Source organism: Ruegeria sp. ANG-S4, from assembly GCF_000814005.1.
Classification (GTDB): domain Bacteria; phylum Pseudomonadota; class Alphaproteobacteria; order Rhodobacterales; family Rhodobacteraceae; genus Ruegeria.
On record NZ_JWLK01000002.1, the window covers coordinates 438889 to 458480 of the forward strand.

16 protein-coding genes are annotated in these 19592 nt (G+C 57.0%); 10 read left to right on the top strand and 6 right to left on the bottom strand.

Going from position 1 to position 19592, the window contains the following annotated elements; all coding sequences use genetic code 11:
- Positions 1 to 16 precede the first annotated feature (16 nt).
- From leuD to RA28_RS09520, 3 genes are read right to left on the bottom strand one after another with little or no spacing between them, the layout of a single operon-like run.
- Complete coding sequence (leuD, locus tag RA28_RS09510; protein ID WP_039527192.1) at positions 17 to 628, bottom strand: 3-isopropylmalate dehydratase small subunit; 612 nt, start codon at positions 626 to 628, stop codon at positions 17 to 19.
- Positions 628 to 2034 (bottom strand): 3-isopropylmalate dehydratase large subunit, encoded by a 1407-nt coding sequence (leuC, locus tag RA28_RS09515; protein WP_039527196.1) that lies wholly within the window; start codon positions 2032 to 2034, stop codon positions 628 to 630. The genes leuD and leuC overlap by 1 nt, the downstream gene beginning before the upstream one ends.
- Positions 2031 to 2834 (bottom strand): GntR family transcriptional regulator, encoded by an 804-nt coding sequence (locus RA28_RS09520; RefSeq protein ID WP_039527199.1) that lies wholly within the window; start codon positions 2832 to 2834, stop codon positions 2031 to 2033. Before RA28_RS09520 ends, leuC begins: the two co-directional genes overlap by 4 nt.
- A gap of 147 nt (positions 2835 to 2981) precedes the next feature.
- Here RA28_RS09520 and RA28_RS09525 point away from each other — a divergent pair, with 147 nt between their 5' ends.
- From RA28_RS09525 to RA28_RS09550, 6 genes are read left to right on the top strand one after another with little or no spacing between them, the layout of a single operon-like run.
- A complete protein-coding gene (locus RA28_RS09525) occupies positions 2982 to 3548 on the top strand; it encodes a tautomerase family protein (protein ID WP_039527202.1) in 567 nt (188 codons plus the stop codon).
- Complete coding sequence (locus tag RA28_RS09530; protein ID WP_039527206.1) at positions 3545 to 5239, top strand: hydantoinase B/oxoprolinase family protein; 1695 nt, start codon at positions 3545 to 3547, stop codon at positions 5237 to 5239. The genes RA28_RS09525 and RA28_RS09530 overlap by 4 nt, the downstream gene beginning before the upstream one ends.
- Entirely contained in the window at positions 5236 to 7296 is a 2061-nt protein-coding gene (locus tag RA28_RS09535; RefSeq protein ID WP_193747379.1) for a hydantoinase/oxoprolinase family protein, read from the top strand. The genes RA28_RS09530 and RA28_RS09535 overlap by 4 nt, the downstream gene beginning before the upstream one ends.
- A complete protein-coding gene (locus RA28_RS09540; RefSeq protein ID WP_039527212.1) occupies positions 7297 to 7917 on the top strand; it encodes a cysteine hydrolase family protein in 621 nt (206 codons plus the stop codon).
- Positions 7914 to 8780, top strand: coding sequence for an isocitrate lyase/PEP mutase family protein (locus RA28_RS09545; protein WP_039527215.1), 867 nt, complete (start codon positions 7914 to 7916; stop codon positions 8778 to 8780). The genes RA28_RS09540 and RA28_RS09545 overlap by 4 nt, the downstream gene beginning before the upstream one ends.
- On the top strand, positions 8764 to 10131 hold the full coding sequence (locus RA28_RS09550) for an FAD-dependent oxidoreductase (protein ID WP_152612060.1): 1368 nt from the start codon (positions 8764 to 8766) through the stop codon (positions 10129 to 10131). Before RA28_RS09545 ends, RA28_RS09550 begins: the two co-directional genes overlap by 17 nt.
- Positions 10132 to 10336: 205 nt before the next feature.
- On the opposite strand, the gene RA28_RS09555 is transcribed toward RA28_RS09550, so the two are convergent.
- Positions 10337 to 10933 carry a DJ-1/PfpI family protein gene (locus RA28_RS09555; RefSeq protein ID WP_039527222.1) on the bottom strand — a complete coding sequence of 199 codons (597 nt, stop codon included), beginning with the start codon at positions 10931 to 10933 and terminating at the stop codon, positions 10337 to 10339.
- Positions 10934 to 11041: 108 nt separating this feature from the next.
- Between RA28_RS09555 and RA28_RS09560 the strand changes: the two genes are divergently transcribed.
- Positions 11042 to 12016 carry a GlxA family transcriptional regulator gene (locus RA28_RS09560; RefSeq protein ID WP_039527225.1) on the top strand — a complete coding sequence of 325 codons (975 nt, stop codon included), beginning with the start codon at positions 11042 to 11044 and terminating at the stop codon, positions 12014 to 12016.
- 195 nt (positions 12017 to 12211) lie between these two features.
- Here the strand turns inward: RA28_RS09560 and RA28_RS09565 are convergent, their stop codons facing one another.
- On the bottom strand, positions 12212 to 12880 hold the full coding sequence (locus tag RA28_RS09565; RefSeq protein ID WP_039527228.1) for a pyridoxamine 5'-phosphate oxidase family protein: 669 nt from the start codon (positions 12878 to 12880) through the stop codon (positions 12212 to 12214).
- A 26-nt stretch (positions 12881 to 12906) separates the two neighbouring features.
- Complete coding sequence (locus tag RA28_RS09570; RefSeq protein WP_039527231.1) at positions 12907 to 13944, bottom strand: histone deacetylase family protein; 1038 nt, start codon at positions 13942 to 13944, stop codon at positions 12907 to 12909.
- Positions 13945 to 14042: 98 nt separating this feature from the next.
- Between RA28_RS09570 and pdxR the strand changes: the two genes are divergently transcribed.
- From pdxR to RA28_RS09585, 3 genes are all read left to right on the top strand, one after another.
- Positions 14043 to 15470: a MocR-like pyridoxine biosynthesis transcription factor PdxR gene (pdxR, locus tag RA28_RS09575; RefSeq protein ID WP_052261392.1), complete on the top strand. Its 1428-nt coding sequence runs from the start codon at positions 14043 to 14045 to the stop codon at positions 15468 to 15470.
- A gap of 180 nt (positions 15471 to 15650) precedes the next feature.
- Positions 15651 to 16226 (top strand): DUF1349 domain-containing protein, encoded by a 576-nt coding sequence (locus RA28_RS22210; protein ID WP_052261393.1) that lies wholly within the window; start codon positions 15651 to 15653, stop codon positions 16224 to 16226.
- A 401-nt stretch (positions 16227 to 16627) separates the two neighbouring features.
- Entirely contained in the window at positions 16628 to 19543 is a 2916-nt protein-coding gene (locus RA28_RS09585) for a LamG-like jellyroll fold domain-containing protein (protein ID WP_039527235.1), read from the top strand.
- Positions 19544 to 19592 lie beyond the last annotated feature (49 nt).

Below are 19592 nucleotides of genomic sequence, written 5' to 3' on the forward strand. Positions count from 1 at the left end.
CTTCACGCGACGTCGGTCAATCGGGACCTGTTGGCCACGCCCAGGGGGTAGACTGATTGCGCAGGTTCCTGTGGGCGCCGATTGTTCGTTTGTGTTGTTGGGTTAGATCTATGTCGTCCCAGCCGTTGATCAGTTTGACGCGCCATCCTTTATCCAGCTCAAAGGTGGTCGTGATGTCACCGAGTTTCAGTTGGTTCCTTGTGAGATCAATGGAAAGTTCTCCCGAGACACCTTTCAATACCTCCTTCATCTGCGAAATCATTGATTCATTAATCTGCGCAGGCAGCAGGCCATTATTGATCGCATTGTTGGCGAAGATGTCCCCGAAACTCGGCGCGATGACCGCTCGAAAACCGGCGTCCACAAGTGCATAAACCGCGGCCTCGCGCGACGACCCGCTTCCGAAATTCTGCCCAGTGATCAAAATGCTGACGCCTTCATGCCGGTTCAGAGGGAAATCCGCGGTAAGTTTTTCGCTCTCGTCCCGCCGCATGTCGTGCAAAAGATAGCGACCATAGCCTTGGCTGCGCGGAACGGACATGAAGCGCGCCGGGATCAGTTGATCCGTGTCGATGTTATCAATCGCCAGGACAAGCGCCTGACCCCTGTGCTGGGTCCATCCGGCCATCACGCCGCCCTGCCCTTTAATAGCGACCGCACATCCGTGATGGCGCCTGTCACCGCCGCGGCCGCAACCATGGCTGGCGACATCAAATGCGTGCGTGCCCCACGTCCCTGTCGGCCGCGGAAGTTCCGGTTCGTCGAAGACGCACAACGCTTGCCTTCGCCCACCACGTCACCATTCATACCAACACACATTGAGCATCCGGATGCAGCCCACTCCAAACCAGCATCCTTGAAGATCCTGTCCAGCCCCTCGGCTTCGGCCTGCGCCTTGACCCGCGCCGAACCCGGAGAGATCAGGCCGGGCACGCACGCTCTGCGCCCGCTCAGAACCAACGCCGCCTCTCTGAGATCCTCGATGCGGCCATTTGTGCACGAGCCGATAAAGACCTGATCTACGGGAATTCCAGCCAACGGTCGCCCCGGCCTCAGACCCATATAATCCAGTGCTTCGCGCGTCGAATGCTTCTTGGCAGGGTCAGCTTGGTCCGGGACTGGGATTTTTGCCGTGACGGGCAAAGCCTGCTCCGGGCTGGTGCCCCAGGTGACTGTTGGCGCGATATCAGCGGCGATGAAGGTCACCTCACGGTCGAAAACGGCACCCTGATCCGTGGCGAGGCCCCGCCACGTCTTTTGGGCCGTATCGTTGTCTTGGCCCATAGGCGCGTATTCCCTTCCGTTGAGATAGGCAAAAGTAACCTCGTCCGGGGCCACCATGCCAAACCGGGCACCGCCTTCGATTGAAAGGTTGCACAAGGTCATGCGCCCTTCCATCGTCAGATCCCGAACTGCTTGTCCCGCGTATTCAACCGCATGACCTTGTGCACCGCCGGTTCCCAATCGCGCGATCCAGTTCAGCGCGATGTCTTTGGCCGTCACCCCTGCTCCAAGACTGCCATCGATATTGATCCGCATCGACTTTGGCTTTCGCTGCCAGATCGTCTGGGTCGCCAGCACATGCGCGACCTCGGTCGCCCCGATCCCGAAAGCCAGCGCGCCAAACGCACCATGTGTCGAAGTGTGGCTGTCACCACAGGTTATCAAAAGCCCCGGCAGCGTCAGGCCAAGCTCTGGACCGATGACATGCACTATGCCTTGCGCCGGGTCGTCCAGATCGAAGATACGAAGGTTGTGACGCGCTGCATTCCCCCGCAATGTCTCGATCATTCCGGCAATATTCGGGTCGGCGATCCGAGATCGGTTCCGGGTTGGCGCATAATGGTCGACAACCGCGAAGGTCAGGCCGGGTTCGGCCACGGGTAAGTCGCGCTCTGACAATTTTGCGAAGGCATGATGCGATCCTTCGTGCACCAGGTGCCTGTCGACCCACAGCAGCGATACACCATCCTCACGCGTCAGAACCTCATGCGAGGCCCAGAGCTTGTCGAGCATGGTGCGCGGTGGGCTCATTCCCCGCCCTCTTCGCTGCGTCCGATGGCGGGTTCCCAATGACGAGCCGAGCCGGTCCCAACGCGCGCCAAAGGCATTTCGAGGCGGAACATGTCTGGCCGGTACAGGCCCGAAAGATACTCGACCCCGTTGCCTTCGACATCGCGAACGATCCGCTTCAGAGACAACAAGGCTGATCCGACAGCGACGCCCAAGGCCTCGGCCACGTCGGGGCCAGCCAGAGTTGCAGACACTGTTTGATGCGCTTCTTCGATTTGTACCCCACCCCGTTCCAAAAGCTTGAACAGTGGCGTGGTGGCAAGGTCGCTTTCCGAATAGTTCCGCGCGATCGACGCGGGCACGTAAGTTGTCAGATGTGAAAACGGAACGTCACCGGTCAGACGTACGCGCGTGGCGATCTGCACCTGATGGTCGACAGGCAGCCCCATGGCCGCGGAAACAGCATCGGGGGCCTTTCCATAAGAAAACGACAATAGCCGCGCGGTGGTGCTTTGCCCCATTTCGACAAGCTGCGGCATCAACGTGTTGAAATTCATCGCAGCGGGCACCGCAAGCGCGGATTGGCCCGAGACCTTTGTGCCGCTGCCTGCCTGCCGTTCGATCAAACCATTGTTCGACAGCGCCTCCAGCGCGCGCCGGATGGTTACACGAGACACTCCGAACTTCTCGGCCAACCGCTGTTCGCCCGGTAGAGTGTCCCCGGCTGAAAGCTGCCCCTCGGTGATCTGATCATGCAAAGACAGATAGACGCGCTGCGCCTTGGTTCCGTCCGGAAGATTGGCCGCGCTGATCTTGTTCACCCTGTGATTCCCCGTTTGAGACACCACTGATCGTAAAACGGCCCCTTGGAAAATCAAGCTTTAGTATTACCTTGCTGAGAAAATTAGTCTTATCTTTTTCTGTTAATCTGTATTACGTTTAATACATTAAAAGAGAGGAGCCGCGACGTGCCGATTGTCGAATTGCATGTGATGGAAGGTTACGATGTGCAAGAAAAACAGCGGCTTGGCGCGTTTTTGACTCGGGCAGTACGATTCGTGATACCTGCGGAACCGGACGCGGTCACCGTTCTCATCCACGACACCCCCGAACAGAATTTCTTTCGCGGTGGCGAGCCGAAACAACTTGCCCGGGCGAAGCAAGACCCGGAGCTGATCGTGCGTGCGTTCCTGTCCGAAATGGGTGAGCGAGCATTTGAAAACGCGGGCCTCAGGCTTGCCCCAGACTTTGTCATGCAGTTCCCCGGGGCACCGCCGATGCGAGATCTTGCAGACCTGATGGCATGGGCCGCAATCCGCTATCGCAAAATTGCAAAAACATATGTTGGGTTTGACGCGCTGCAAAGTGATGGCAACGCAGCGATCGTTTATTGCCGCGGAACACTGTCCGGTGAGTGGTTGGATGGCACCCCTTTCGAAGGCATCCGGTTCATCGACAGCTTCGAAGTCGAAGACAACCTTATAACGCGTCAGGACGTCTGGAACGACATTGCAGAAGTAAAGGCACAGGCATGAGCGAAATTGACCCGATAACCCTATCGGTTCTGGCGGGCCGTATGGAACAGATCGCCGACGAAATGGACGCAACCCTGTTTCGGGCCGCTTTCAATCCAATCATTGCCGAGGCGCATGACGCCAGCCATGGCCTGTATTCCGCAACGACGGGCGACACCTTGGTTCAAGGCAAGTCCGGCCTGCCGATATTCGTGGGTGTCATGTCTTTTGCTGTGAAAGCGGTTATCGAGAAGGCCGCATCAGATGGCGATCTTGAAGATGGAGACATCTATATTTTCAACGATGCGCATATCGGCGGGACACATCTGTCTGACATGCGGCTGGTGCGGCCCTATTTCCGCGATGGCAAGCTGTTCTGCTATCTCGCATCGGTTGGGCACTGGCATGACGTCGGCGGTGCCGTTCCCGGAAATTACAACCCCGCCGCAACCGAGGTTTTTCAGGAAGCGTTTGTTCTGCCGCCTGTCAAGCTGGCACGCAAGGGTGAAGTCAATCAGGACATCATCGACATTCTGCTTCGAAACACACGCCTGCCTCAATCGGCAATGGGTGATCTGAACGGGCAACTGGGCGCACTGGATCTGGGCGTCCGCAGGATGGACGAACTGCTTGACGAATACGACGCGGATACCGTCGCGTCCGCGCTTGAGGCTCTGGGGAACCGGGCCGAAGTTCTCATGCGGTCCGAATTGCAGGACTTGCCGGACGGCCGGTGGGAGGCTGAGGATTTCCTCGACAACGACGGTATCACCGATACGCCGCTGCGCATAAATCTGGCGCTTGAAATCGAAGGGGACCGGATGGTTCTGGATTTCACGGGCTCGTCGGCGCAATGCGCAGGACCCGTAAACATCGCCCTTCCGACGACCGTCGCTACGGCTTATGTCGCGATCAAGCACGTCTTTCCTTCGCTACCTGCAAATGCCGGCGTGATGCGCCCTATCGACGTAATCGTACCCGAGGACAGTCTTTTGTCCGCAGAGTTTCCTGCCCCGACAGGTGGTTACACCGAGACGATTCTGCGCATGATCGACGTGGTTTTTTCTGCCTTTGCCAAGGCCGCGCCGGATCGGGTTGTTGCCAATGCCTATGGCACGATCAACGCGCTTTCGATTGCCGGAAAACGCGCGAACGGGCAGCCTTGGGTCATGTTCAGCTTTTATGGCGGCGGACACGGTGGCTCGATCGAAAGCGATGGGTTGAACCACGGTAATGCGCCGATCTCGACAGCGACAATTCCGCCTATGGAAATCCTCGAGGCGGCGTATCCCGTCATGTTCCGGCAATGGGCGCTGCGCCCTGACAGCGCAGGCGCGGGTGCTCATCGCGGCGGGCTTGGCGCGGTCTACGAAATTGAAGTCCTGGAAGAAAACGGCGCCGAGGCCTTTCTTTTCGGTGAACGCGGCAAGTTTTCACCAAAAGGAGTTGCCGAAGGCGGCGATGGGGCAATGAACGTCTTTACCTACGAGCAAAGCGAAGGCTGGAAGGCACCGCCCTTGGTGTCAAAGATGCGAGGGATCAAGTTGAAGCAAGGACAGGCTGTTCGTCTGGAAACACCCGGCGGCGGCGGATACGGCGCGGCAGGCAGCAGGGCTGCAGAGGCCATTGCGACAGATGTCGCGCGTGGGCTTGTCAGCGCAGACCACGCCGATCAGGCCTACGGGACCGCATGGCGAAAGGTGTCACAATGACTGGGCGCATGGTCGGGGTGGATGTCGGCGGGACGTTCACAGATGTCTTTGTTCTGAACGAAGCGGATGGACGTGCAACCGTTGCCAAGGTGCCAACAACGCGCCCGGATCAGTCTGGCGGGTTCCTTGACGGAATTGGGCGCGAGGTCCGCGATCTGTCCGAGATTGCTGTCGTTGTTCATGGCACCACAGCCGGGACAAATGCCCTGTTGGAGCGCAAGGGCGCAAAAACAGGCGTGATCTGCACCCAAGGCCTGAGAGATGTTTTGGAGATGCGTCGCCGCGACCGACCACGGACCTGGGGCCTGCGCGGTGATTTCGAGCCCGTTGTCGACCGCCGCAACAGGCTCGAGGTTCCCGAACGTACCCTTGCAGACGGCAGCATTCGCACGCCGGTCGATCTGGACGCGGTGCGCAATGCTGCCGAGCAACTGCGCGCACAGGGATGCGAGGCCGTGGCAATCTTGTTTGCAAACGCCTATGCCAACCCGGAAAACGAAGCCGCCGCCGTGGCCGCAGTAAGAGCCATCTGGCCCAATCCGCATGTGTCGGCTTCATCGGAAATTCTTCCGGAGATACGAGAATTCGAGCGGTTTTCGACCACCGCGCTGAACGCTTACCTGCAGCCCGAGGTCTCGGGCTATTTGACGCGTTTGGAAAACGCGCTGCGCTCTGGCGGGTTTGATGGTGAGTTCATGATCGTGCAATCCAATGGCGGTGTCATGGGTGTCAACACTGCTAGTCGCCTGCCTGTCCGAACGGCGCTTTCGGGCCCCGCAGCGGGCGTGATTGCGGCCGGTTACATCGCGCAATCCGCTGGTTTCGACAATGTCATTACCGGCGATATGGGCGGCACAAGCTTTGATGTCTCGCTGATCTCAGCCGGGCAGACGATGTTGTCGGCACAAACCTCAATCGACTTTGGCATGGTTGTGCGCAACCCCATGATCGAGGTAACGACCATAGGTGCCGGGGGCGGTTCGATTGCGTGGGTCGATAAAGGCGGGTTGCTGAATATCGGCCCGGAAAGCGCCGGTTCGAACCCCGGTCCAGTCGCCTATGGGCTGGGCAATGATCGCCCCACGGTCACGGATGCCAATGTCGTTCTTGGTCGGATTGATCCGGACAACCCGATTGGTGGCAAGCTGGATCGTCTGGACGTCGAGGCCGCCGGAAAAGCGATTGACAACCACGTGGGCAAGCCGCTCAACCTGTCGCGACTTGAGGCCGCCGAAGCCATCCTGCGCGTTGCCAATTCCCGCATGGCAGGCGCAATTCGGCTTGTCAGTATCGAGCGCGGATTTGACCCCAAACGTTTTGCTTTCATGCCGTTTGGCGGCGGCGGCGCTTTGCATGCCGGTGCGATGCTGGCCGAAGTCGGAATCGCCCGCGCAATTGTTCCACGCTATCCCGGTGTGACCTCGGCACTGGGGTGCGTGATCGCCGATATGCGGCAGGATTTCGTTCAGACGATCAACACTCTGGTCTCTCATCTGGACGAAAGTGCCCTTGGCGCGTTCATGCAGGATCATGTTGATCAGGGCATGGGCCTGCTGGACGCTTCTCGAACAACCTTCGACACAAGAGACACTTCGTTCGAACTCGACATGGCTTACGTGGGGCAAACGCATACTGTGCCCGTCCCGCTGGTCGTCACACTGTCAGACGGCAAAGTCAGCGCACCCGACAAAGCCGAGATCGAACAGGCCTTTGATGCAGCATATCATGCCACCTATGGAAGGTTGTTAAGAAACGGCGTGCGTCGGATTCTGAATCTGCGCAGCGCAGTTACCGGCAGGCGGCCAAAATTCGACCTTTCCTCGCTGGCGCCGCAGACTGAAGGTGCCGCGACACCAGTCGGAGCACGGAAAGTGCATTTTGGGCATGCCTGGCACGATACCGCCATTTACGACCGCCTGTCTTTGCCGGTCGGCACCATCATCAATGGACCGGCAATCCTGACGCAGCCAGACACGACCGTTCTGATCGAACCCGGTTTTCACGGACGCGTAGACAGCTTTGGAAACACGATTATCGAGCTGCAGGAGGTAGGCTGAATGAGCGATCCAGAGACCTGGGACCCCCGCAAGACCGCACTGCTGACCATCGACCTGCAAAACGACTTTATTCACCCTGACGGAGCATATGGTCGAGCTGGCCAGTCGGCCCAAAGCATTATGGCGCTTCCCGATCGCATCGCCCCATTGGCGCGCCAGTTGCAAGCCGCTGGCGGGCGGTATTTTTCAGCGCAATTCACGCTAGTTCCAGACCGCGATGGACAGCCCCTGATTGCACCGCACCTCAAGCAATTAAGGCCATTTCTGACCAAAGGTGATTTTGCACCGGGCGGGTTTGGTCACGGTTTGGTTGATGCGCTGCAGCCCTGCGATTTTGTCATCGAAAAGGTAGCCTACTCAGCCTTTTTTCAAACGCGCCTTGAATTTCTGATGCGTGCCGTGGGAATCGAAAACCTGATTGTCGGCGGGATCGTGACCAATGGGGGTGTCGCCTCAACCCTGCGGGATGCACATTTGCGCAATATCGAAACCGTGATGCTGACAGACGGATGCGCTGCGTTCCGGCAAGACGTTCATGACGCAACGCTGCTTTCGCTGGGCACAGTTACGCACCAGCGCACTTGCACCCAGATGTTGAATTGGCTGGAGGGAACCGGATGACCCTTAAATCCCGCCTGACAAAAAAGGAAATTCTTGTCGCGCCCGGTGTCTACGATGGCTTGACGGCCTCGTTGGCCGAAGACGCCGGTTTTGAAGCGCTCTATCTCAGCGGGGCGGCGGTCGCTTACGCCCGATTGGGCCGCCCCGATATCGGGCTTTCCACAGCGTCTGAAATGGCGGACACGATGACGCTTATCGCCGATCGGGTCTCACTGCCCGTAATAATCGACGCCGATACTGGCTTTGGCAACGCGCTGAACGCCCAGCGCACCATGCGGCTTTATGAGCGGGCCGGTGCATCGGCATTGCAGATCGAAGATCAAACCTATCCCAAACGATGTGGACATCTGTCTGACAAATCGTTGATTTCGGCGCAGGAAATGGCTGGAAAAATCGCGGCTATGGCCGACGCGCGCGTCAGAGACGACACGCTGATTATCGCTCGAACAGACGCCATAGCTGTTGAGGGCTTCAACGCAGCAACCGACCGCGCCGAAGCCTATCTGGAAGCCGGGGCGGACGTTCTTTTCCTCGAAGCGCCGCAAAGCCGTGACCAACTGGCCGGCATCGCGGATCGTTTTGCACCTCGGGTTCCTTTGTTGGCAAACATGGTCGAAGGTGGCGCAACACCGATACTTGATGCGACCGATCTGGAGTCGCAAGGCTATTCGATCGTGATTTTCCCGGGCGGGATTGTGCGGGCCTTGGCCAAGACGGCACAGGCGTATTACCAGAGCTTGGCTGCCAACGGCTCAAACAAGCCTTTTGCGAATAGCATGTTCGACTTTGCCGGGCTGAACGACGTCATCGGAACGGATGAGATGCTGCAGGCTGGGGCACGCTATGATGACACCCAGGGTTGAAGAGTCCCTGCCTGATCAGTTCGATCTAAAAACCGGCACATTGATTATCGGCGCAGGAGCGTGCGGTATGGTTGCTGCCTTGTCTGCTGCCGAGGCCGGGCAGGATGTGCTGGTTATCGAAGCTGATCCAGTTCCCAGCGGCTCGACAGCATTGTCGGCAGGTTTGATCCCGGCAGCTGGTACAAAAGTACAAAAGGCCGCCGGAATTTCTGACGACGCTGGCCGCTTTGCAAACGACATCCAGGCCAAGGCGGGAAATGAAAACGAGCAGGTGCTGGTCGATCTATTGGCCAACAACGCTGCCGAGGTCATCGACTGGCTGGGCGACCGTCACGCCCTGCCCTTTTCGTTAGTGACGGACTTCGACTATCCCGGCCACTCTCGCCGTCGCATGCATGGGCTGCCGACGCGGTCCGGTGAGGAGTTGATCAACGCCTTGCGCAGCGCTTGTGAGCGGGAAGAACTGGACATTATCTGCAATCTCCGCGCAGCTACGATCTACAAGGATCAGGATCGAATCCGAGGCATAGCCGTAACCGGACCGGACTCGCGTATCGAAAAAATTTCCTGCGACCGCCTTATCCTCGCATGCAATGGATTTGGCGGCAATCGCGCCCTGGTCGCCGAGCATATGCCGCAAATTGAACGGGCGCTCTGGTTTGGGCACAGCGGTAACCGCGGTGAGGCCGTTGTTTGGGGTCAAACGCTGGGTGCGCAATTGCAAAACCTGGGCGCTTACCAAGGTCACGGCAATGTCGCGCATCCACACGGCATCTTGATAACCTGGGCTGTGATCACGGAGGGCGGAGTGCAGGTGAACCGCGACGGGCACCGATTCTGGAACGAGGCGCAAGGCTATTCCGAGGCGGCCCGCGCAGTTCTTATGCAGCCCGGCGGCGCGGCATTCGCAATTTTTGACGAACGCATCGCCGCAATCGCGCGCCAGTTCGAAGATTTCAAACGCGCAGAGGCGTCCGGGGCTATTCATACCGGCAATACGATCGGTGCCCTTGCCAACAGTTTGGGCCTGCCCCCAGAGACACTGGAGCGAACGCTGCAGGAAATACCTGACGAGGGATCGGATCAGTTTGGCAGGCGTTTCACTCCGCCTTCACTGTCGCCGCCATACAAGGGCGTACGCGTCACGGGTGCTTTGTTTCATACCCAAGGCGGCTTGCGGGTCGATTCATCGGCTCGCGTTCTTAAACAAGACGGTACCGCATTCACCAACCTGTTCGCAGGCGGCGGCGCGGCGGCAGGTATTTCCGGTACCGGCGACAGCGGCTATCTTTCCGGAAACGGGTTATTGAGTGCCGTTGTGCTAGGTCGAATTGCCGGGCGAAATCACTGATGGGCGCATTGTGTCAGCAAGCGCGCTTGACCGGCGTCGATCAGGGCCGAGACATCAATGTCCTTGGATGCCTTTGGGATCCTGCGAGACCCACAGTTTCCTTCCTGTTTTTGAGGCGAAAAGCCGCCGTGCGCCTGCATCCGGTCGAATAAAGGCCGGACACTGAGTCCGGCCCCTTTGGTCAGTTCGCCATTAAACCTGCGGCTTAGACATCAAACGCATATGGCGGGGCGGGATCATAGTGGATCTCGCGCTGAACCAGACGCGCATAAGCAGGGTCAGAGATCTGGCCTACAATCCAAAGCGACATGTCGATACCCGCAGAAATACCCTGCGACGAGATGTAGTTTCCGTCGCGGACAAACCGAACATCTTCAAGAACTTCTGCCGCTTCACCACGTTCGCGCAGTTCTTCGACAACGCCCCAATGCGTCGTGATCCGCTTACCTTTGGCGATACCGGATGTCAGGGTGATACGGGCCCCTGAACAGACACTCGCCACCATCTCACAGCCTTCGGCGGTTTTGTTCACCCACTCGATGAGCTTTTCATTGTGTTGCGCTTTGCGCGTTCCCGGGCCACCCGGAATAATCAGGATGTCGGGCTTTGGTGCATCTTCAAAGGTGTAGTGCGGGGGAAGCTTCATGTTGAGAATGCAGGTCACCGGGTCCATTGTTTCGCCGACCAGGTAGACGTTGCAGACGTCATCCTTTTGCGTGGCAGCCGTTCCGAAGACTTCATAGGGCCCGACAGCGTCCAGTTCTTCGACCCCGTCGAAAATCAAAATTGCGATATTTTTCATGATCCATCCACTCAGTTTCACTCTGGTGACCGTTAGGAGAGTTGGTCTGACGTCAGTTTATCCAAATGCCTCTTGACAGAAATGATATAGTTCAGTCTTTTTCTGCCAATGGCGCAATCTATCGTATTCTTGCTGACTGATCCGATAAAACTGATGGACCTGACGGGTCCGTTGCAGGTTTTTGTGGATGCCAACAAAACCAACCCGGACAATCCGCCCTATGAAATCACGCTGGCGTCTCAGGACGGGGGCACGATTTCATCAGATGCGATTATTGGTATCGAAACCATTGCCCTGTCGGAACACACAGGGCCCATAAACACCTGCCTCGTGGTCGGCGGTGATGGTGCCCGTCATGGTGGCCATGGTCCGGGATACATCGAACTGGTGCGTAACACCGCTGAATGCGCAGAGCGCGTCGGCTCCATCTGTTCCGGTGCGTTCCTTTTGGCCGAAGCGGGGGTTCTGTCGGGAAAGCGTGCTGTCACGCATTGGGATTCCTGCGCCGCGCTGGCCCGGCAATATCCTGACATCCACGTTGAGGAAGACCCAATTTACATTCGCGACGGCGCCGTTTGGACATCTGCCGGCGTCACCTCTGGTATTGATCTCGCCCTTGCGATGGTCTCAGAGGATCTCGGCCGCAACACCGCGATGAAGATCGCCCAGTCGTTGGTTTCGTACATGGTGCGGCCCGGCGGTCAGTCGCAGTTCAGCGAGCCATTGGCACGACAGTCTCGAGACGCGAAAGGCCAGTTTGATGAACTTCAAAGCTGGATCAGAGATCATCTTGCCGACGATTTGCGGGTCGATCGATTGGCCGAGATGATGAACATGAGCAGCCGGACATTTGCACGCCTTTTCACTGCGGCCGTCCAACTAACTCCGGCCAAATACGTTGAACGCGCGAGAATTGATGCCGCAAAGTCGCTGCTGACCGACACAGATATCTCGATCAAGTCGGTTGCCTACCGATGTGGTTTCACGGGTGACGATCACCTGCGCCGCGCGTTCCGGCGAGAGCTTGGTGTCTCCCCGCTCGATTATCGAGAACGTTTTGGTCAAGCGGGTGCAAACGCATGAGGTGCTCTGCGGGGGCTTCGGTTTCGGCGTGGTCTAACGCGGCTTCAATACAGCGTTGGAAACTACAAGAAACCCTGCAATCATAGTTGCGGCTGGCAATAGTGCGCCCCGCCAGCCTGCTTTGTGCGTATGTAATACGACACTCAATGACTTAGGCAGGCGGAGACAAATTTTAGTGGCCGAGCTTAGGACCGATCAGGTCCGATTTCTGTGGATGGGGCACAGGCTCAGATACGAAGGCTCTTCGATTTCCGGCGAAAGATCTTTGTCCCGGATCGGAGCCTGCGCGTCCATACCCATAGGTACGACCCCGGCCCAGACCGGAATGTCCAGGTCTTCGGGCTCATCGGTCACAGCATCCGTATGAATCTTGGCCGACGCGTTATCGAGCTTCAGACCAATCACCTTGGTCGCCTTCATTTCCTGTTCGCTTGGGCCGCGCACGTCTTTGCCACGGCCCGGTGCCACTTTGTCCACAAATTCGACCAACAGATTGTACTTGTGCTCGGCATCGGTGACTTCGAAACCGGTGCCAACGGCCATGACACTGCGCGAGTTGATCGAGTGTTCAAACCCGGACCGTGCCAGAACCAGCGCATCAACGATTGACACGGTAAACGCCATCGACGCCCCGTTCGCCAAAGCTCGCAGCATGCGGCTTGCGCTGGACCCGTGGATATAAACGGTATCCCCCTCGCGAATATAGGCTGTTGGGACAACCAGCGGCTGGTCGTCAACGACATATCCAATGTGACAGATGAAGGTCGCATCCAGCACGGAATAGATCGTGTCCATATCATAGTGGCCGCGCTTGTGGGCGCGTTTCAGACGCATCAACTCGGACGGTGCAGATTGTTCGGCCATTCTATTTCTCCGCGAAATTCAGGATGTCATACGGTTGCTGCGTCAAATGCCTTGAGAACATCGACGACGTTCACACCGACATGATCGACCATGTAGCCACCTTCGAGCATGAAGAGCGTGGGCTTGTTGATGCCCTTCAGCGCTTCGCCAATCCGGGCATAATCTTCGCGTTTCAGACAGATTTGCCCGATCGGATCATGCTCATAGGTATCAACGCCCAGCGAAACGATCAGAATATCCGGATCAAAGTCCTTTACAGCTTCAATCCCGCGATCAAGTGCTTCGGCATAGTGGCTTTCCCATGTCGCACCCAGCGGCAATGGCATGTTTACGTTGTAGCCTTCACCTGCTCCGGTGCCGGTTTCGTCAGCATGTCCGGCGAAGAACGGAAAGACCTCCATTGGGTCGGCGTGCAAGGATACAAACAACACGTCATCGCGGTCATAGAAAATGTCCTGCGTGCCGTTGCCGTGATGGTAATCGACATCCAGGATCGCGACTTTCTTCTTGCCCGCATCAATCATGTGCTGCGCAGCGATTGCGGTGAAGTTCAGGTAGCAATACCCGAGGAAAATCTCTTTCCCGGCGTGATGTCCCGGCGGGCGCGTTGCGGCAAAGGCCGAGTCCGCGCCGTTCAGAACCATGTCAGCAGCTGTCACAGCCACGTCGACCCCGGCGGAAACGCAGGGCCATGTACCAGCGGTGATCGGCGTACCGGCGTCGGCGCAGTAAAAGCCCAGCTTTCCGTCGATATCGTTGGGTTCAATGTCACGCAGGCTGCGCGAAGGCCAAATTAGTGGGAACGCGTCGATTTCACCACGCTTTGCCACCCACTCATCCCATGCGGTTTCCAGAAAACGCACCATACGCTCGGTGTGGACACGTGTGGCGGGGGCGCTGCCGTGCTTTTCCGGTTCGCGGATTTCGCCGAGACCGACTTCACGCACGGCATCGATCACGTTGTACGCGCGCTGCGGCATTTCGAACGCAGGCTTGAACTCTCCGCTTATCAACTCACCGCTGGCGTGATGTACCGCGTGGCCTTCGCTATAAACTGTATCCATCAGCAACTCCTAGATTTGGGAGTTTTCTAGCGCGCTGAGTGGATTGCCAGTATAGCCATTCTGTGCCAAATTGGCAGACCACTTTTAGAGTTCCTGACATGCGCGAAATCGATACGTCACTCATCTCGCTGATCTCGATTGACCGGTCGAGCGGCACGCCGCTTTATATTCAGATAAGCTCCACCATCCGCGACGCGATCGTCTCGGGCCGTTTGGCCGGGGGTACGCGATTGCCATCGTCCCGCGCGCTTGCGGCGGCACTATCGGTGTCGCGGGTTGTTGCAATCGAGGCCTACGAGCATCTGCTGTTCGAAGGCCTGATCGAAACGCATCATGGTGCCGGAACTTTTGTTAACAATGACATTGCGCTGACCAGCGCGTCACCGTCTGGTCAAAAAGTCCAGGATAGCCCAACGGAATCGAATTTCATCGTCGAAGGGCAAGACTGCCGACCCTTTGCGGTTGGCATCCCCGACCTCAATCATCTGCCCAGAAAGAAATGGATGCGAACGTTCAACACCGTACTGCGCCAGAGCGGCGAGATGGCATGGGGATATGCCCCGCCGCAGGGGGTTGCATCGCTCAGGGAATCCTTGGCCAATTATGTCAGCGTTATGCGAGGCATCCGGTGCAGCGCCGAGAATATCGTTATCACGGAACGAACCCGACAGTCCTTTGACCTGATCTATCGCCTTGCCTCAAAACGTTCGAAACGGGTCTGCATCGAAGATCCGGGGTATCTGGGCGCAGCCAATGCCTTTCTTGCAAACGGAGCCCAGCTTGTCCCAGTCCCCGTCGACGATCAGGGATTGCGCACCGACCAGTTGCCGGATGGACCAGCTGCAATGGTCTCCGTCTCACCCTCACACCAGTTTCCAACAGGTCAAGTTCTGTCGCTTCAACGGCGTTTGCAATTGCTCGACTGGGCGTCACAGTCCGGCGCGCTGATTATCGAGGATGATTACGACGGCGAGTTCACCGAAACGGGTCGCCCGCTGACCACACTCTACGAACTCGACCCCGGAGAGAACGTGATCTACCTCGGCACGCTGTCCAAGGTCCTGTTTCCGTCCGTAGGGCTTGCCTTCGCGATCTTGCCGACGAAATGGGTCGAGCCGTTCTGTACACTCAAGGAAAGCGTACAAGGCCCTGCCCCGTACCTGCCGCAACTTGCATTGGATGCATTTATCCGCGACGGACACTTCGCCGCTCATGTCCGTACGATGCGCGACGTCTATCGGCATCGGCGGACACTCGTGGCCAATATACTGAAACAATATTGCGGAGATCTGGTCGACGTTATGGAGCAATCCGCCGGCCTGCACCTGACCTGCCGGTTCCGCGATATGCGTGCCGACCAAGAGATCGCCGCCCGCGCTCTCGATGCCGGCATTATCGTCGAACCATTGTCCAAGTTTTATCGGTCATCTGATGTCAGAACCGGGTTACTGCTGGGTATCGGCATGATTGATGATGCCAATGCGCATGCACATCTGCGAAAGCTGATCGGGATCATCCGCGGGTAACAGTCACAGGTTGCGGCATTGAAAAACCCAGATACCGCATGACCCACTTGGCATGAACAGACCGCCATTTGGCCAATATTCCATGCTCTCTTCGGATGAAAACTCTGGCGAGGTGTGAAACTGTTCCAGCGAGTATTAAACGCTGGTCGGGACACCCAAGCAGCCGTTGGGTCGGGTCAAATGCAAATATACAGAACCGAAAACGAGGACCTTGCAACATGGGAATCTAAGAGCGAAGGCTTTGACATCGTTGTTTCTGAGAAAAGCGATTATTTCGCGGATCCGATGGGCACAAACCGGGTCGTGAAGATCCCGGTCGCGTATGTCGAAACCCCCGACGAAGACTTCACATGCGAATTGTCGGTTGACGCTGAATTGCCAAACACATTTGATGCGGCTGGCTTTTTCTTGAGGTGCGGTCCTTCATGGTCGATGAAGTTTGTCGCCGAGCGATCCCCTACTGGTGAGGTTCTCGCAGTTTCCGTTCTGACGACAGACTTCTCTGACGATTGCAACGGGCCCGAAACTGAAATGCCGGTCAACCTTCGGGTATCGGTGATTGGACCCACGCTGGCACTTCACATCCGGCTAAAGGACGGCACGTGGCGTCTTGTGCGTTACGCCAGATTGCCCGATCGGTCATCGCTTGAGTTTGGGCTTTTTGCACAATCTCCGATGGCAGACGGTGTTCGTGCCCATTTCAGCCGCCCCGTGATCCGCACAGAAACGCTTGAGAACATCAGGAATGGCCAATGAACCTGCGGAAAAGTCGCGAGAAACACAACCATAATCGTCTCTTTGACGCGACAGTTTTTCATCCCGATGCAATGACCGATCACTGGACTTTTTGAGATGATCGGGCAGGCGAAAACAAGCAAGAACAAAACAGGATTTGAAGGTTTCCAAACTTCCGAAACGGACAACAACTTTTCGAGCCAAAAATGCTGCTTTTTCCGCCAACTCAAATGAATGTCAAAGACTCAACACAATTCTTAATTGTAAGACAGCCACGCTTGAAGGTCGCTTAACGGTCTGTATATAAATATTTTTTGGTTAAGTTGGCTTTCTCCTGATCTTCAAGGCGCACCCTAGTAAACACTTTCCGGTTGTTCATGTGAGCGACCGAAACCAGAAAGGCTTTTAAAATGCTAGACGCAATGCACCGACCGACGAACAGAGTTTATGAAAACGTCGATGGCGCAATACTCACCGGTGAACCGGGGAGTTACATTTCCGGCGGGCACTCTGATGCCCTGGCACTTGAATCCGGCTCGATTTCGTTTGCGTTCACCGCGGCGAACACCACGGGTCGCCAGACCTTGGTCTCGAAGAACGGCAGCGGTCGCGACGAAGGCGGACACTTCACTTTGTCGCTGGACGGGCCTGAGCTTTTGCTCAGCATGGAAACGGCGGACAAAACAAAGATGTTCCGCGTTCCAAACGTCCAGATTGAGGCGGACGAAGAATATCACATCGTTATGTCCTTCGGAGAAGACGGTCTGGCCGTTTGGCTGGATGGCCAAATCGTTGCGGCTGACCCCGACTTCACGCAAGGCATCGAGATGAACACCCGCGAGATGATCTTTGGTGGATCCAATGCGGACTACGGCCCAGACAAAGAAGGTGCGAAAGCCCTGTTTGAAGGTGAAATCGCCGAGATCGCAGTTTTCGACAGCCAACTGACCGAGCACCAAATTCACTCGGAAGCCCTGAGCATTGTCGAGGACAAAGCGCGCGAAGCGATGATGCACGAAGCGATGACCGATCTCGTGCCGGCATTCCTGCAAGCACACCACGGCAGCGATACCCTCAAGGAATTGATGTCAGACTACGGCTACAACCATCATGGAATGCGCGACAATCCGTATGATGATATGCAGATGGGTACGTCCGACGACGACGTCATGGCAGGCGGCAAATCCGACGATGCCATTTTTGGCGGCGCCGGAGATGACAATATCAAGGGTGGCAAGGGCGACGACGGCCTTCACGGCGGACTTGGTGACGACGTTCTCAAGGGGAATGCTGGCAATGACGTTCTGCAGGGCGGTTACGGCAATGACACCCTGAAAGGCGGCGCAGGCAACGACGTTCTTGATGGAGGTCACGGCGAAGACGTATTGCGTGGCGGTGCTGGCAATGACCTGCTGATCGCGCGGTCTGATGGTCGCGAGGGATACATCACGGACATCCCGGGCCGGGACGAAGGCGATCCGTACAACGAGCTGACGGATGGCAAGCTTTACCCCGATCAACCGATCCCGGCAGACGACGTGCTGGAAGGTGGCGCAGGCGCCGATACCTTCTACTTCCAACTGCTGATCAACGGCAAAGAGCGTTACATCCGCGAGCACACCAAAGCCGATGGCACCATCAACTGGCATGGCGTTGCTGGTGAAAACGACAAGCTGCATGATCACTGGGTGGATGTAATAGGCAACGACGTCATCCTCGACTACAGCAAGGAAGAAGGCGACAAAATCGTCATCGAGGGGCACACCACCGAGATCTATGAGATCACCTATGGTGATTCAAACGGTGACGGTGTTCTCGATCATTCGATCATTCATCTGTATTCGGATCAGGGCGCAAATGGCGGCGCGCACCAGTACGACAAACTGGGCACAATCACCGTCTATGGCGATCTCGTGCAGGAAGGCGACATCGAACAGAACGCTGCACCGGCTTATGGCATCGTGGACAACATCAAGGATGTGGAAGAAGCGGTCACGCCGATCACCAACGGTGAAGAACGCACGTCTTCGACGCCCAAACCGAAGCTTGACGCACCCAACACCGAAACGCCTGGCGGTCAGAACGCCGTATTCTTTGTGCCTGGCACAATGGAATTCGACCGCGGTGCCGCACAGGAAGTCAACCTGGGATCACCCGATTCCATTGCACTGGACTCGGCGACAATTGCGTTTGGATTCAACATCGAAACCCTGAAGTGGGGATCGACCCTGGTCTCGAAAGAATCCAAGGACAAGGCCGAAGGCGAGTTCAGCGTACGGGTCGACCAGTTCGGCACCTTCACGATCACCATCGACGACGGTACCGGCGCGCATGTCATCAAGATACCGAATGCTGTCCAGGCTGGCGTTGACTACGACTTCGCGATGAGCTTTGGCGACGAAGGTGTTCAGGTTCTGCTGAACGGCGTGGTTATGGCCACCCTTCCGGATGTCACGGTTGGTCTGGCCACAAATGGCGAAGACCTGCTGCTGGGTGCTGGCGCATGGGCAAGCACACCGGGCACGTCGGACAAGGTCTACGGTTACCTGGATGGAAGCATCAAGGACTTCGGAGTGTACGAGGGTCAGCTGTCCTCGGAAGACCTGTACGGCGACGAGGCCCACGACTCCATCCTGTCGCTGGATGGTGCGCCCGAAGATTACGTGATCTCGATCGCGGATGACGGCACGCTGGAAGTATTCCTGGACGGAACCGAAGTGGAAATCGATGACACCGTCGAGTTTCTGCAGTTCGGATCGGAAACCTTCAACATCGGTCAGATTCGGGTCGGAACCGACGGTGATGACACCATCCACGGCTACGACGCGGGCGATCTGATCGTCGGCGGCATGGGCGATGATCGTCTTGTCGGAAACGAGGGCGATGATCATCTTTCCGGTGGAAACGGCAATGACACGCTGATTGGCGGCGATGGTGCCGACACTCTGAACGGCGGAAACGGCAACGATAAGTTGTACGGTTATGCTGATGACGATGTGATCGTTGGTGGCGCTGGCAATGACGAGATGATGGGCGGCCTTGGCGCTGACGTCTTTGAAGGCGGCGAAGGCGACGACATCATCTTTGCCAACCACCGTGGTGACGCTGGCGCGGACGCCGAGGACTCGGTTGTTTATCTCGGCGATTTCGATGACTACGAGATCAGCGTGATGTCTGTCTATAACGGAACCCGCGGCGAATACATGACGCAGGTTATCGTCAAAGATGCTGACGACGGCGGTGCGGATGGTGTCAACGAAGGAACCGACAAGTTGATGGACATCGACCTTCTGGTATTCGCCGATCAGACAGTGTCTGTCGACGATCTCTGGGCATAAAAAAATGGCACGGTCCTTTCTAGGGACCGTGCCTCTCTCTACAAGACGG